The sequence below is a fragment of the Roseateles sp. genome (assembly GCF_039595595.1).
Classification (GTDB): Bacteria; Pseudomonadota; Gammaproteobacteria; order Burkholderiales; family Burkholderiaceae_C; genus Roseateles.
Genome location: NZ_JBCNLG010000009.1, coordinates 14,206 through 28,267, shown reverse-complemented (window position 1 = coordinate 28,267; position 14,062 = coordinate 14,206). Strand labels below are relative to the sequence as shown.

Here is a 14,062-nt window from a genome sequence, read left to right as displayed (position 1 = left end):
AGGCTGCGCGGCCCCGGCCGTCCCGGGACCGCGCGCTGAAGGAAGGCGCGGTGTCGGGGCGTCAGGCCGCGGGCTTCTTCCAGGGCACCGTCTGGACGAGCCGGCGCGCCTCCTCGGCCGGCAGGGCCTTGGCGAACAGCCAGCCCTGCACCAGCGGCACGCCGAGCTCCTCCAGCATCGCGGCCCTGGCCTCGTCCTCGACGCCCTCCGCGAGCGCGCGCCAGCCCATCGCGCGCGCCAGCGCGGCGATGGTGCGCACGGTCTCCCGCGCGTCGGCGTCGTCGCCGAGCCGCGCCACGATGCCGCGATCGATCTTCAGCGTGTCGACCGGGAAGCGGTGCAGCTCCGCCAGCGGCACGCGCCCCGTGCCCACATCGTCGATGGACAGCGCGAAGCCCAGGCGGGCCAGCGCCTGAAGCACCGCGGCGTGCTGCCGCGGATGTGCCATCGCCACGCGTTCGGCGACCTCCAGCCTCAGCTGCGACGGCGGCACCTCGCCGAGCGCCCTGAGCGCCTCTCCCGCATCGCCCAGCAGCTCTTCCCCGCGCGCGAGCTGCGCGCCCGACAGATTCACCGCGATCTCGCCCTTGAAGCCGATCTCGCGCCAGCGGCGCAGCAGCAAGGCCGCCTCGATCAGCGTCCAGCGGCCGATCGCCGCGATCTGCCCGCCGGCCTCGGCGGCGCAGAGGAAGGCCTCGGGCATCAGCAGCCCGCGCTCCGGATGCCGCCAGCGCAGCAGCGCCTCGAAGCCCTGCAGCGCCCGATCGTTCAGCCGCACGACCGGCAGGTAGTGCAGTTCGAACTCGCCGGCCGCCAGCGCGCGCGGCAGATGCTCGCGCGCCCAGGCCCCGTCCGGTTCGGCGCGCGGCATCGAGCGATCGAACATCCGCACCTGGCCGGCGCCCGCGGCCTTCGCGCGCGCGAGCGCGCTTGCCGCCGTGGCCAGCAGGTCTTCCGCGCTGAAGCCGCCCTGCCCCGTGTGGGACCAGCCGGCGCAAGCCGTCAGTCGATGCGCGCCGGTGCGCGAGGGCCGGCGCTCCTGCACCGCCGCGGACGGCGCGGCCTCGCCGCCCGGGGGCTCGATGGCATCGAACAGGAAGGGCTCCTCGATCCGCGCGAGCGCCCATTCGGGCACGCGGTCGACCAGCACGCCGCCGGCTTCGAGGCGGATCTCGAACAGCAGCGCGAACTGGTCCGGCGCCACCCGCGCCGCCACCCGTCCGACGCGGGCCGCCCGGCCCTCGCCGCCCGAGAGCCGCCGCGCGCATTCGGCGGCGATCGCCTCGCCGGTCGCGGCGCCGTGCCGCTCAGTGAACGCATGGAAGTCGTCCAGACCGATCAGCGCCACGCCGATCGGCACGCCGGGCACGGGCGCCGCGAGCCGCTGCGCCAGCAACTCCAGGAACAGCGCCCGGTTCGGCAGACCGGTCGGGCCGTCGTGCATCGCATCGTGGACGAGCTGCGCCTGCAGGCGCTCCTGCTCGCTGAGGTCGGTGAGCGTGCCGCCCATCCGCACGGCGCGGCCATCGACCCGCTGGGCCATGCCGCGTGCCAGCAGCGCGCGCGGCTGCCCGCCCTGGCGGAAGCGCAGCACGTGGTGGAAACGGGCCCCTTGCCCCTTCAGATGAGCGTCGAGCTCGGCACGGAACAGTCCTGCGGCGGCTTCGTCGAGCGGGGCGGTGAACCGGGCCATGCCGCGCTCGGCTGAAGGCTCCCGTTCGTCCTCGCCCATCAGTGCGCGCCAGCGTGAGGACACATCCAGCCGGTCGCTGCCGATGTCCCAGTCCCACAGCCCATCGTTGGCGCCTTGCGCAGCCAGCGCATGGCGGGCTTCGTTCGCTTGCAGGCGTTTGAACTCGCGCCGATGCCGGGCTGCGCGCTCCAGCAGGCGCAGCAGCAAGGCGCTGGCGCTCGCGACCGCGGCGGCCAGCAGCGGCCCGCCCAGCGACAGGACGAGTTGCTCTTCCTGGAGCAGCCATTGCGCCGCCGCCAGTCCGATGCCGGCGAGCACCGCCACACCAAGCAGCCCGCGCCACCAGCGCCCGCGCGCGAGCAGCAGCATGCACAGCAGCGGCAGGGCCAGCAGCGCGCCCAGCTCGGCGAGCGGCGCCCACGCGGGGCGCGACAGCGTCCGGCCGGTGAGGAGGTTGTCGGCGACGGTGGCCAGCCATTCCGCTCTGGACAGCGCGGGATCGAAGGGCGTCGCGACGGTGTCATCGGGGGCAGCGCCAGCCGCGCGCGTGACGCCTGGCGCCAGGCCCACGATCACGATCCTGTTGTGCAGGACGTCGTCGGGCACGCGCCCGTCGACCAGGTCGGACAGGGTCACCGACGGAAAGGTCCCCGCCGGGCCATAGTCGTTGACGCCTTGCCGCGACAGCCCATCCAGCGGCACCCGCAGCGATCCCCAACGGATCTCGCGGCGCCAGCGCAGCGTCGCCTCGGACCACGGCTGGCGCATCGCGTCGCCCGCGATGCGCAGCGCGAGCGATGGATAGGCGGCGTCCTGAAGCGCCAACGCGGGCAGGTCGTGGCGCAAGCTGCCATCGCGCGACCGCCCGGTCTGCCGGTGCCCCAGCGATGCGGCCGCCGAGCGCAGCGGCTCGGGCGGCGCCTGGGCGAAGCGGCGGCGCAGGGCAGTGGCGAGCGGACCTTCAGTCCTCGGGAAAGCCTGTGGGCGCAGCGCCTCGGCGGCGGCGCCGGCCTCTGAAGCGGGCGGCTCGGGCGGCTCGGGCGGCAGCGCGAAGGGCAGCAAGACCGGCGCGCCCGCTCGCATCGCGGCGGCGAGCGCCATGTCCTGCCCGGGCTTGGGGTCGAACAGCGGCAGGTCGATCGCGATGAGCCGCGGCTTGGCGGCCTGCAGGCGAGTGATGGCCTCGGCGAGCAGCGGGCGCGCCGAGGCGTCGCCGTTGAAGGGCGCCGCGCTCGCGGCATCGATGCGCAGCAGCACGATGGGATAAGTCTTGCCGGGCTCCAGCCGGCCGCGCCATCGGGTCTGGGCATCCTGGACCATGGCATCCAATCGCTCGACCGGCCCCGACAGCGGCCGCATGAGCCACAGCCAGGCGACGGCGGCCGTCACCAGCAACGCGGCGACGAATTGCGCCCAGGCCCAGACGGACGGCCACCGCAGCGCGCCACGCTGGCATCGGGGCCGAAGGGAACTCCCCGCCGATGTTCGAACCCGCTGCGCTATCCGACCCATGCGTGTGCCGCTCCCTGTCCGGCTTCGCCGGGATGGCGGCGATCGTAGGCGATGGGCAGGGGCGTGTCAGGCGAACACGGGACGCGGCCTTGTCTGACAGGCGGCCGGCCAGCGGGCCGACCGCTCTTCGAGGCCATCGCGGCTAAGCTGAATCGAACGGCCCGCTGGCCGCGCGACGGAGACCGCCATGCGTTCCTTCCCGCACCTTCCGCATTTCGACAAGGCCCACCGCCATCAGAAGCACCCCGCCGCGCCGCATGGCGCGGTGTTCTGGCTCGCGCATGCGGCGGTGTTGCTGGCCTTGCTGCTGATCGCCACCGAGGTCAACGCCCAGCAGGGCGCCAGTCTGCGCGCACAGTACGAGCAACTGGAGCCGCAGTTGAACCGCAGCCCCTTTCAGCGGCCCATCGTGCTGAGTTCGGCGGACGACACCGAGCATCCGACCGGCGAGATGCATGCGGTGGTGCAACACGGCTTCGCGACGCTGTCGAGCGCGCTGCGCAGCGCCGACGCCTGGTGCGAACTGCTGACCCTGCCGGCCAACGTGAAGCGCTGCGTGGTCGATGACGACGCAGCGCCGGGCGCGCTGTTGCACATGGCCGTCGGACGCAAGTTCGACCAGCCCATCGAAGATGCATACGCGCTCGATTTCCAGTTCCAGGTGATCGCGGCGCAGCCGCAATACCTGCTGGTCGAGATGAGCGCGGCCAAGGGGCCGATGGGCACCAGCCAGTACCGGCTGACCTTCGAAGCAGTGCCGCTGGACGCCCGCCGATCGTTCGTGCGGCTGCGCTATGCGTATGTCAACAACCTCGCCGCGCGGGTCGCGACCAGCGCCTATCTGGCGACCAGCGGGCGGGACAAGGTCGGGTTCACGATCGTCGGACGCGAGGGCAATGGCGAGCCGCGCTACGTCGGCGGCATCCAGGGCATCGCGGAACGCAACACGATGCGCTATTTCCTCGCCATCGAGTCCTACCTCGACACGCTGCCGGCGCCGGCTGAACAGCGGCTCGACAAGCGGCTGCGCGACTGGTTCGCCGCGACGGAGCGCTATCCGCGTCAGCTCCACGAGCAGTCGCTGGAGGAGTACGTCGCGATGAAGCACAAGGAAGCGCGCCGGCAGGTGGCTGCCGCACCGGGCGGGTGAGCGATGTCACCGCGCCGAGGCAGCGCCAAGCTGGCGCGCGGCGAACTGCGCCCCGATGAGGATCGACGCCATCAGCCATAGCGGCGCCGCCGCGACGCTCGCCGCCGCCAGCACGCCGAATCCCAGCGGCATCGCCACCGTCGCGCCGTTGGACGCGAGCATGCGCAGGCCCAGCGCCTGGCCATGCCGGTCCGGCGGCGTGACCTGATGCATCGTGGACAGCACCATGGGCTGCACCGCGCCCAGCGCCAGTCCCAGCACCGCCGATCCCAGCATCAGCCCCAGCGTCCCGGGCAGCCACGCGTAGACGATCAAGGTGACCGTCGCGATCGTCATCGCGGCGCGCAGCGCCTTGACCTCATCCAGGCGATGGGCCCAGCGCACGATGGCCAGCCGCACCACCGTCGCCGCGGCCGCGAAGCTGCCCAGCACCAGCCCGATGCTGGACGCCGACAGCCCCTTCGCGTGCCCCACCACCGGCACGACGAAGCTGTGCGCGTCCCAGCAGGACGACATCGCGACGTTGACGATCAACAGATTGCGCAGCCCGCGATCGCGCAGCAGGTCCCAGGCCGGACGCGGCTTGGCGGACGAGGCCGCCTGCCGCGGCGGTCTTCTCGGCACCCGCCGGGCGATGCGCCACGCGCCCAGCGGCAGCAGCGCCGACAGCACCAGCGCCGCAGTGAACCCCGCCGTATCGATCACGATGCCGGTGATGACCGGCGCCAGCGCGTTCGACAACGCCGGCCCCAGCGCCACCCAGCTGAACACCCGCTTGAGCTGCGAGGCGTCGGCCGCCATCAACCCGGCCTCGCGCTGGATCGCGACGGCGGACACCGCGACCGCGCCGCCGCACAGCAGACAGCCCGCCGCGAGCAGCCAGAGCCAGCCCAGCACCTGCGCGGCCAGCGCGAGCAGCGCGCCGCTGAAGGCCATCGCCACGCCAATGCCCACCGGCCGGTGGAAGCCGTGACGGTCCGCCAGCCGGCCCGCCCACAGCGACAGCCCGAGCGGTGCGACCGCGAACAGACTCAGCAGCACGCCGACGTACCCGCCGCCGTAGCCCTCGTGCAGCACCCACAGCGTCGCCGACACCCGCGTCGTCGCCATGCAGGCGTGCACCGCGACCAGCGAGGCGATGACCGCCGCGAAGCCCGCGTCCAGGCCCGCGTAACCGGCCGTCGTCGAGGCCGGCTCCGCGGCCGGATCTGCAGCCGGATCCACGGCCGGGTCAGCGGGCGCGGGCGCTGGTCCTGACGCGTCTTCGCTCATCCCGCCACGCCCTCCTCGTCAGCCGCCTGTCCCAGCCGCAGCACGCGCGTCATCTGGTCCTCGGGCAGCGCCTCGACGGTCTTGAGCCGGCGCGTCATCGCGCGCGTGCGCACCTCGGCGGCATCGATGGTGTTGCTCGCTTCCTCGAGCTTCTTCTTCGTCTTCGCGAGCACCTCGCCGAACTTGCCGAACTCCGTCTTCACCGCCGACAGCACCTCCCACACCTCGGCCGAGCGCTTCTCCAGCGCCAGCGTGCGGAAGCCCATCTGCAGGCTGGACAGCGTCGCGAGCAGCGTGGTCGGGCCGACCAGCATCACCTTGTGCTCGCGCTGCAGCGCCTCGGTCAGGCCGGGCCGGCGCAGCGCCTCGGCGTACAGGCCTTCGGTGGGCAGGAACAGCAGCGCGAAGTCGGTCGTGTGCGGCGGGCCCAGGTACTTCTCGCGAATGGTCCTGGCCTCCAGCCGCAGCCGGGTCTCGATCGCGCGCGCCGCCACCTCGGCCGCGGGCGCGTCGGCGCGCTCCTGCGCGTCGACCAGGCGCTCATAGTCCTCGCGCGGGAACTTCGCATCGATCGGCAGCCAGATCGGCTGGCCATCGTCGCGCTGGCCGGGCAGCTTCAGCGCGAACTCGACGCGCGCGCCGGTGCCGGGCAGCGTCTCGACATTGGCCGCGTACTGCTCCGGCGTGAACACCTGCTCCAGCAGCGCCGCCAGTTGCACCTCGCCGAAGATGCCGCGCGTCTTCACGTTGGTCAGCACCCGGTTCAGCGAGCCGACGTCGCGCGCCAGCGTCTGCATCTCGCCCAGGCCGCGGTAGACCTGCTCCAGCCGCTCCGCCACCTGCTTGAAGCTCTCGCCCAGGCGCTGCTCCAGCGTCGCGTGCAGCTTCTCGTCGACGGTCGCCCGCATCTGCTCGAGTTTCTTCTCGTTGTCCTGCTGGATCGCCTGCAGCCGCGCCTCGACGCTGCGGCGCGTCTCGGCCAGGCCTGCTTCGTTGCGCTGCGCCAGCGCCTGCAACTGCTCCGTCAGCAGCGTGGCCGTGCGCGCGGCGGCGGCGTCCTGCGCCTCGCGTCCGCGCGCGGCCTGCTGGGCCAGCGCCTGCTGGAACTGCGTCAGCGTGCCCAGCAGTTCCTGCCGCAGGCCGCTGTTGCCGCGGCCCATCTCGTCGCGCAGCGCGCGCTCCAGGCGCTCCATGCGTTCCCCCGACTGCTGCATCAGGGGCGCCAGCGCCGCCGCCGCATCGCCTCCCGCCTGCCGCCGCAACGCGATGAACACGGCGATCAGCAGGATCAGGATCAGGCCCGAGAGGACCAGCTGCAGCACATCGGAAAGAGCCATGCGTGCGATTCTCTCAGCGCGTGAGCACCTCGGGATTCAAGGCCGTGGGCGGCACGCCGCCGGTGAGCGCCGCGATCAGGTTGTCGACGGCGAGCGCGCTCATCGCGCGCCGCGTCGCGAGGGTGGCGCTGGCGATGTGCGGCGTCAGCACGACGTTGCGGCAGGCCAGCAACTCCGGATGCACCGCGGGCTCGCCCTCGAACACGTCCAGGCCCGCGGCGGCGATGGTGCCGGCCTGAAGCTCGGCCGCCAGCGCCGCGTCGTCGACGACGCCGCCCCGCGCGATGTTGATCAGCGTCGCGGTCTTCTTCATCAGGCGCAGCTCGCGCTGGCCGATCAGATGATGCGAGGACGCGCTGTACGGGACCACGATGACCAGATGGTCCGCTCGCCGCAGCAGCTCGTCCTTCTCGACCCATTGCGCGCCCAGCGGCGCCTCCTCGCTGGCCGGCAGGCGCGAGCGGTTGTGATACAGCACCGGCATGCCGAAGCCCAGGTGGCCGCGGCGCGCGATCGCCGCGCCGATCCGCCCCATGCCCAGCACGCCCAGCGTCGCGCCGTGCACGTCGGCGCCGGCGAACATCGTCACCGACCATTCGCGCCACTCGCCGCGGCGCAGGAAGTGTTCGCTCTCGGTGATGCGGCGCGCGGTCGCCATCATCAGCGCGAAGCCGAAGTCGGCGGTGGTCTCGGTCAGGACGTCGGGGGCGTTGCTCACCACCACGCCGCGCGCCGTGCAGGCCGCGACGTCGATGTTGTTGTAGCCCACCGCCATCGTGCACACGGCCTTCAGGCCGGGGCAGGCGTCGAGCAGCTTCTGGTCGATGCGGTCGCCGCCGGCGATGTACACGCCGGCCTTGCCCTGCAGGCGGCGGATCAATTCGTCCTGGGTCCAGCCGAGGTCGCTGTCGTTGACTTCGACCTCGAAGTGCGGACGCAGCCGGTCGACGATGTCGCCGAAGGTCTTGCGGGCCACCAGGACGCTGGGCTTGCTCATGGACGATCTCCTAGCCGGGGAATCGCCAACTGTATGCAGCGCGGCGCCCCTCGCGGCGCGGCCGGCCCGCGCCACAGCCGAGGATCGCCCAGGACGTGGCGCGCGCGCCGCGCCGGCTCAGTTCATTCGAGGAAGCGCGTGAACGAGGCGACGGCCTCGCGCTCGGTCACCAGCGTGTTCTCGACCGCCGACGGATCGGCATAGCCCAGCGACATGCCGCACACGACCTGCTGCTGCGGCGCGAGGCCGAGCTCCTCGGCGATGACGCGGTGGAACTGCGTGAAGGCGGCCTGCGGGCAGGTGTGCAGGCCGCGGCCGCGCGCCGCGATCATCAGGTTCTGCAGGAACATGCCGTAGTCCAGCCAGCTGCCCTGCTGCATCACGCGGTCGATGGTGAACATCAGGCCCACCGGCGCGTCGAAGAAGCGGTAGTTGCGGCCATGCTGCTCATGCATGCGCAGCTTGTCGCCCTTGGTGATGCCCAGCAGGCCGTAGAGGTCCCAGCCGACTTTGCGGCGCCTGTCGATGTAGGGCGAAACCCATTCACGGGGGTAGTAGGCGTACTCCTCGCCATGGGTGGCGAGCTCCTCCGGGTCGTCGTAGACGGACTGGATGCGCGCCACGAGGCGGTCCTTGGCCGCGCCGGTCAGCACGTGCACCTGCCACGGCTGCGTGTTGGTGCCCGAAGGCGCGCGCGCCGCGACGGCCAGCAGCTCCTCGATCAGCGCGCGCGGCACGGGCGTGGGCAGGAAAGCGCGCATCGAGTGGCGCGTCACGATGGCCGCGTCGACGGCGGCGGTCTGCTCGGGCGTCGGCGGGACGAACGGGTCGGGAAAGGTCATGGCATCTCCAGGGCGGCGAGCGCCTTCAGGTGGGACGCGGGCAGCGCGGCCACCGGGCGGCGCGTCTGGCGGTCCACATAGACATGGACGAAGTGTCCGCGAGCGGCGCACAGCGGCTCGCCCTCGGCGAACAGGCCGATCTCGTAGCGCACGCTCGAGCGGCCGCGGCTCGCGACGCGCAGCCCAGCCTCGACCGCCTGCGGGAACGCGAGCGACGAGAAGAAATTGCAGTGCGTCTCGACCACCAGCCCGATGACCTCGCCTCGCTCCAGGTCGAGCGCGCCCTGCTCGATCAGGTGGCGGTTCACGGCCGTGTCGAACAGCGAGTAATAGACGACGTTGTTCAGATGGCCGTAGGCGTCGTTGTCCATCCAGCGCGTGGGCACCGGGATGAAGCGGGCGAAGGCGGCGCGCGGCTCGGGGCCGGGGCGGTCGGTGCTCATGGGCGGCGATTCTTCCACCGCCGCCGGGGAGCCGGTGTCGCGCGGGCTACTCGGGGTGCTGCTGCCCGGCGTCCCGCAGCACGGTGTTGGACGCCGTGCCGCGCGGGACGACGTCCAGCAGCGTGAAGATCACCGGCTCCTTGCTGACGGTCCTGCCGAAATGCCACTCGCCGATCGATTCCGCGATCACCTCGCCCGCCCTCAGGATCCGCGTCCTGCCGGTGTCCGGCTGCACGACCTCGATCTCGCCCTGGACGAGCCAGCCGAAGCGCGGATAAGGATGCTGGTGGACCGGCAGACGGGTGCCAGGAGGAATCGTCAGCCGGGTGAACCGGGCCTCGCAGTCCGCCGGCCAACGGATGGGCTGGCCGGTCCAGGTCCTGGCGAACAGGCGCGCTTCGGCCTCCAGGCGGGCTTTCACGGCCTCCGGAAAGTCCTCCGAAGCGGCGACGGCCTCGCAGACCGCCGGCGTGGCGTAGGCGGCCGGCGGCGCCGGCAGGGTGTCAACGGTCAAGGGCATGGGGTTGTCGATGCAGTTGAAAACGCCTCAGTGTGGCGAGGTCTCGCGCCATCGCATCCAGCTGTGTGCCGCGGCATCGAGCGTCCGGACCTGCAGCTCCACCGTGGTGTTGAGATCCTCCCCGTAGCCGCCGGCCATGGTCAGCGCGACCGGGATGCGGCGCTCGAGCAGTGCGTCCAGCACCATCCGGTCGCGGCGCAGCAGCGCGTCGGCGCTGAGCTTGAGCCGGCCCAGGCGATCCCCTTCGTGCGGATCGGCACCGGCCAGATAGAACGCCAGCCCCGGCGGCCGCCCCGACAGGCGCCGCCAGACTTGCGCCAGCGCCGATTCCAGCGCGGCGAGGTAGGCGGCGTCGCCGCAGGCGTCGGGCAGGCCGACGTCCAGATCGCTCGCCTCCTTGCGGAAGGGGAAGTTCTTCTCCCCATGCAGCGACAGCGTGAAGACGCTGTCGTCGTCCCGGAAGATGGCGGCGGTGCCGTTGCCCTGATGCACGTCCAGGTCGACAACCAGCACCTGCAGCCCCGGCCGGCCAGGATGGCGGCGATGCCACCGCGCCTGCATCAGCCGCGCCGCCACCGCGACGTCGTTGAACACGCAGAAGCCGCTGCCCTTGTCCGCGTAGGCATGGTGCGTTCCGCCCGCCAGGCTCGCAGCGACGCCCTCTTCCAGTGCGGCGCCCGCCGCCGCGATCGTCGCGCCGACCGAACTCAGCGAGCGCAGTGGCAGCCCCGGCGCCCAGGGGAAACCGATCTCGCGCTGGGCGGCGGGGCTCAGCGTGCCCTGCATCACCGCGTCGATGTAGTCGGGCGTGTGGACCAGCGCCAGCGCCTGCGGATCGGCCGGCTCCGCGACCTGCAGGCGCATCAGGCCCGGCGCGCGCTCCACCCGCTCGCGCAGCATCTGGTACTTCGACTGCGGGAACCGGTGCCCCGGAGGCAGGGCCAGGGTCAGATGGTCGTAATGGAAGGCGAGCATGGTGCGGACGCTAGCAGAGCCGCTCCACGGCGCCCCGCACCCGGTTTTGCTGCAATGCACAAAAAGTACTTGCAATCGCTCGCGGCGCTCCTATACTGGCTTCATGCTGCACCGCAACAAACGTGTAGCGACGGCTCGCAGCCTGCCGCGTGTTCCTGGCTGACGTCATTCCTCAAGGAGATCTCGCATGCTGACTGCTGACCAAGTGCTCGACCAACAAAAGAACCTGCAGGCCTCGTTCTTCGGCCTGACCGCCAAGGCCTTCGAAGGCTATGAAAAGCTGGTCGAGCTGAACCTGCAGGTCGCCAAGACGGCGCTCGGCGAAGCCGCCGAAACCGCGCAGCAGGCGATCGCGGTCAAGGATCCGCAGGAACTGTGGGCCCTGCAGGCCTCGCTGCTGCAACCGACCGCCGAGAAGGCCGTCGCCTACAGCCGCCACCTGTACGACATCGCTTCGTCGACCTCGTCCGAATTCGTCCGCCTGGCCGAGGCGCAAGTCGCCGACGCGCAGCAGAAGTTCGGCGCCGTCGTCGACAACGCGACCAAGAACGCTCCGGCTGGCACGGAAAATGCTGTTGCTCTGGTGAAGTCGGCGGTGGCCGCGGCCAACAACGCTTACGAAAGCCTGCACAAGGCCGCCAAGCAAGCCTCCGAAATCGCTGAATCGAATTTCAACGCCGTGACCAGCACGGCGGTGAAGGCGACCCAGAACGCCACCCGCGGCGCCAAGCGCGCCGCGGCCTGAGCGAACGACAGTTGCCGTAACGGTTGTCTCCTCGGTACCCACGGAAGCTCCGCTTCCCAAGTGCCCTTCAAGCCCAGCGCTTCGCTGGGCTTTTTTTTGCTCAGTCGGAGCCGGTGCGCAGCGCCGGCTGTTCGGCCGCCTGGCCCGAAGCGGCGGCGGGCGAGGCTGACGTGCCGCCGCCCGTCAAGCGGCCGACCTGCTCCGCCACGTCGCGCAGCACGCCCTGCACCGTGGACTCGCGCAGTGCATCGCGATCGAACAGCGGATAGCGCGGCAATCCGATCACCATCATCAGATAGCCCATGGTCCGCACCGACATCTGATCGCACATCGTCCGGATGGCCGCCTCGTCGGGTTCGACGCCGTCCGGCGCGCAGGCGGCCACGCGCTCGCGCATCAGGCCGAGCAGCCGGTTGTAGACCGGCTGCTGCGACTGGCCGATCTCCTCAAGCGTGCCGGTCTGCGTGAGCGACATGTAGATCATGCGGAACTGCTCGGGGTGGCGCTCCCAGAAGTCCAGCAGGCACCGGGTGTGTGCTTCCAGCACCTTGCGAGGGCCTCGCTGCCCCTTGGAGGCGTCGAGCAGCTCGTCGGTCAGCGACTCGAACACCTCGATCCACAGCCCGTCCAGCAGCGCCTTCTTGCTCTCGAAGTAGCTGTAGATGGCCATGGTCGAGATCCCGAGCTCCTGCGCGAGGCGCCGCATGCTGAGCGCCTCGACGCCCTCGTCGCGGTAGATCTTGCGGGCGCGCTCGAGCATTTCGCGCTTGAGCGCCGCCATCTCGGCCGGTCCGCGGCGAAGACGGGGCCGCTCGCGGCCCGGATCCTGGTCAGTGTTTGACACGGCGTTCCTGTCCCCAAAGTTATTGTCCGCGTACGTTATCCCAGGCCAGGCGAGCTTGGATCCTCACGAACCCGGGTGCAACCGCCGCGCGCCGGGCTCCGTACGGGTACGACCAGAGGCCTGCCTGGCGTCCGGCTTCCCCTCGCGGCGCGCGGCGCGACGCGACGTGAATCCGGTTGCAATGCTTCAAGGGCAATGGGCGCGCCAGCGCTGACGGCTGGAGCACGGCTACCGGCGGAACAGCGTCTGGCACATCCTTAAGACCCCGAACGACCGCGCGCGGTCGCAGGTTTTCACGATGGGTTGACCTGCAGCAACCTTCACTGACCGGCTCTTGCAAACTCCAGGAGACTGGATTGATCTTTCGTGCCCCAGCCAGCACGCGACCTTCGAGATCTCGCGTCTTCGCCGTCGGCTTCATCGTCGTCATGACACTCGGACTGTCGGCTTGGGCCGACACCTCCGATCCCGCGGTGGAGGCCGAGGTCGACCTCTCCGGATGGAAACCCTACCAGGGAGGTCACTACCGCCTCGACGACGGCCAGTTGGCCTGCTACAGCGAAGACGGTCGCACGTGCAGCATCAATGTGCCCGACAAAGCGAAGTCCCGGCCTCTGCGCTGCGATCGCCTGCCACGCGGAGGTCCGGGTCTCACCGATGCCGGCTATCAAGGCAACGGGCACCGCCGTCCGGACCATTGGTGCAACTGGGTCTATGCCGGCGCCTTCGCCAAATGGATGGATCACACCGTGGTCGGCTATCCGCAGTACCTGTCCACGACGCCGCGCGGGGACGTGATGTGTCTGTCAATGGATGGTGTGACCTGCATGCCGGCAGACCAGGTCCGATTGCCGCTGAACGAGCAGACGCCCGTGAACCCACTCGTCTGCGGCCGCCCCATGCTCAAACGCTTTGGTTTCAGCGGCTATGAACCCGAGCATGCCAAGCACTGGTGCCAGTCGCCCGAGTTGATGCTCCACCGTGGGCGTTCATCGATTACGCACCATATGGCCGGAGTGGAGCCCAATGGCTGGACTGACGCGATCTCCCTGCCGAACTGGGCCGCTGGCGACGAGGTGACCTGGCTGGTCCGCGTCCAGCCCCAATTGCTCGACGACGACTCCGAGGTCCTCGCCACTAATGCTCCTTTCAAGCTGACGATTGATAACGGGCTCTCCATTCCCTTCCGTTCGCCTTCCGCCGCCGACGATGAAGACGCTTGGCGGGACGTGTGGCAGTACAGGCCTCCGACCGTGCCGGACGGCAATGGGGAGGCATGGCTGTTCCCGACCATCGGGCCCCATTCGGCAAGCGACGGCAGCGGGCCTTCCGAGCAATCCAGCAAAGAAGAGCCTCAAAAGATCGCGGTTGATATCAGGCGGCCTCTGGGCCGATTCACGATGATCACGGTCCTGGGGCCCGACGGCATTCGCCGATACCTGAGCGGGGGTTGGGACAGCGTCGCTGCGGATCCCAAACATCTCGTGAACTTCGACGCACGGCCACTCCATCGTCCAGTCCCAGGGGCCCGATACCCAACCCTCTTTATCTCGGCAGGGTGGGGGTTCAAGGGCGGGAATACATTTATCGCCCCGCTCGCGCAAGCCGTCATGTTTCGTCGCCGTCCCCCTCCGCCTGCGCCTTGAGCGCGTCGCGGTGAACGGCTCTGAGGCGCGCGCCGCGGTTCACCGTTTGCGCCTGACACGCGAGACGAAAAGACGCCGACCGCGCA

Annotated in this window: 12 protein-coding genes; 3 read left to right on the top strand and 9 right to left on the bottom strand. The window is 70.6% G+C overall.

Features of this window, described 5'->3' with window-relative positions; genetic code table 11:
• Positions 1–61: 61 nt before the first annotated feature.
• Positions 62–3,082 (bottom strand): EAL domain-containing protein, encoded by a 3,021-nt coding sequence (locus ABDW61_RS13000; protein WP_343639192.1) that lies wholly within the window; start codon positions 3,080–3,082, stop codon positions 62–64.
• Between the two features lie 310 nt (positions 3,083–3,392).
• On the opposite strand from ABDW61_RS13000, the gene ABDW61_RS12995 reads away from it, so the two are divergent.
• Positions 3,393–4,355 carry a hypothetical protein gene (locus tag ABDW61_RS12995; protein WP_343639190.1) on the top strand — a complete coding sequence of 321 codons (963 nt, stop codon included), beginning with the start codon at positions 3,393–3,395 and terminating at the stop codon, positions 4,353–4,355.
• A gap of 6 nt (positions 4,356–4,361) precedes the next feature.
• Here the strand turns inward: ABDW61_RS12995 and ABDW61_RS12990 are convergent, their stop codons facing one another.
• From ABDW61_RS12990 to ABDW61_RS12960, 7 genes are all read right to left on the bottom strand, one after another.
• Complete coding sequence (locus ABDW61_RS12990; protein ID WP_343639188.1) at positions 4,362–5,627, bottom strand: MFS transporter; 1,266 nt, start codon at positions 5,625–5,627, stop codon at positions 4,362–4,364.
• Positions 5,624–6,964 (bottom strand): DNA recombination protein RmuC, encoded by a 1,341-nt coding sequence (gene rmuC / locus ABDW61_RS12985; RefSeq protein ID WP_343639186.1) that lies wholly within the window; start codon positions 6,962–6,964, stop codon positions 5,624–5,626. The genes ABDW61_RS12990 and rmuC overlap by 4 nt, the downstream gene beginning before the upstream one ends.
• 13 nt (positions 6,965–6,977) lie before the next feature.
• The gene (locus ABDW61_RS12980) at positions 6,978–7,961 is read right to left on the bottom strand and encodes a D-glycerate dehydrogenase (RefSeq protein WP_343639185.1); all 984 of its coding nucleotides are present in this window, start codon (positions 7,959–7,961) and stop codon (positions 6,978–6,980) included.
• 122 nt (positions 7,962–8,083) lie between these two features.
• On the bottom strand, positions 8,084–8,803 hold the full coding sequence (locus ABDW61_RS12975) for a nitroreductase (protein WP_343639184.1): 720 nt from the start codon (positions 8,801–8,803) through the stop codon (positions 8,084–8,086).
• Positions 8,800–9,246: a thioesterase family protein gene (locus ABDW61_RS12970; RefSeq protein WP_343639183.1), complete on the bottom strand. Its 447-nt coding sequence runs from the start codon at positions 9,244–9,246 to the stop codon at positions 8,800–8,802. Before ABDW61_RS12970 ends, ABDW61_RS12975 begins: the two co-directional genes overlap by 4 nt.
• Before the next feature lie 46 nt (positions 9,247–9,292).
• The gene (locus ABDW61_RS12965) at positions 9,293–9,766 is read right to left on the bottom strand and encodes a cupin domain-containing protein (RefSeq protein ID WP_343639181.1); all 474 of its coding nucleotides are present in this window, start codon (positions 9,764–9,766) and stop codon (positions 9,293–9,295) included.
• A 27-nt stretch (positions 9,767–9,793) separates the two neighbouring features.
• Positions 9,794–10,741, bottom strand: a complete 948-nt coding sequence (locus tag ABDW61_RS12960; RefSeq protein WP_343639179.1) for a histone deacetylase — start codon at positions 10,739–10,741, stop codon at positions 9,794–9,796.
• A 187-nt stretch (positions 10,742–10,928) separates the two neighbouring features.
• Between ABDW61_RS12960 and phaP the strand changes: the two genes are divergently transcribed.
• Positions 10,929–11,486: a TIGR01841 family phasin gene (gene phaP, locus ABDW61_RS12955; RefSeq protein ID WP_343639178.1), complete on the top strand. Its 558-nt coding sequence runs from the start codon at positions 10,929–10,931 to the stop codon at positions 11,484–11,486.
• Between the two features lie 100 nt (positions 11,487–11,586).
• Here phaP and ABDW61_RS12950 read toward each other — a convergent pair whose 3' ends face one another.
• Complete coding sequence (locus tag ABDW61_RS12950) at positions 11,587–12,330, bottom strand: TetR/AcrR family transcriptional regulator (RefSeq protein WP_343639177.1); 744 nt, start codon at positions 12,328–12,330, stop codon at positions 11,587–11,589.
• Between the two features lie 356 nt (positions 12,331–12,686).
• Here ABDW61_RS12950 and ABDW61_RS12945 point away from each other — a divergent pair, with 356 nt between their 5' ends.
• Positions 12,687–13,976, top strand: a complete 1,290-nt coding sequence (locus ABDW61_RS12945; RefSeq protein ID WP_343639176.1) for a hypothetical protein — start codon at positions 12,687–12,689, stop codon at positions 13,974–13,976.
• Positions 13,977–14,062 lie beyond the last annotated feature (86 nt).

Excerpts from the sequence above, each read along its gene's own strand:
- phaP (WP_343639178.1), top strand. The coding sequence starts at position 10,929 with ATGCTGACTGCTGACCAAGTGCTCGACCAACAAAAGAACCTGCAGGCC.
- ABDW61_RS12975 (WP_343639184.1), bottom strand. The coding sequence starts at position 8,803 with ATGACCTTTCCCGACCCGTTCGTCCCGCCGACGCCCGAGCAGACCGCC.
- rmuC (WP_343639186.1), bottom strand. The coding sequence starts at position 6,964 with ATGGCTCTTTCCGATGTGCTGCAGCTGGTCCTCTCGGGCCTGATCCTG.
- ABDW61_RS12980 (WP_343639185.1), bottom strand. The coding sequence starts at position 7,961 with ATGAGCAAGCCCAGCGTCCTGGTGGCCCGCAAGACCTTCGGCGACATC.
- ABDW61_RS12990 (WP_343639188.1), bottom strand. The coding sequence starts at position 5,627 with ATGAGCGAAGACGCGTCAGGACCAGCGCCCGCGCCCGCTGACCCGGCC.
- ABDW61_RS12995 (WP_343639190.1), top strand. The coding sequence starts at position 3,393 with ATGCGTTCCTTCCCGCACCTTCCGCATTTCGACAAGGCCCACCGCCAT.
- ABDW61_RS12960 (WP_343639179.1), bottom strand. The coding sequence starts at position 10,741 with ATGCTCGCCTTCCATTACGACCATCTGACCCTGGCCCTGCCTCCGGGG.
- ABDW61_RS12965 (WP_343639181.1), bottom strand. The coding sequence starts at position 9,766 with ATGCCCTTGACCGTTGACACCCTGCCGGCGCCGCCGGCCGCCTACGCC.
- ABDW61_RS12970 (WP_343639183.1), bottom strand. The coding sequence starts at position 9,246 with ATGAGCACCGACCGCCCCGGCCCCGAGCCGCGCGCCGCCTTCGCCCGC.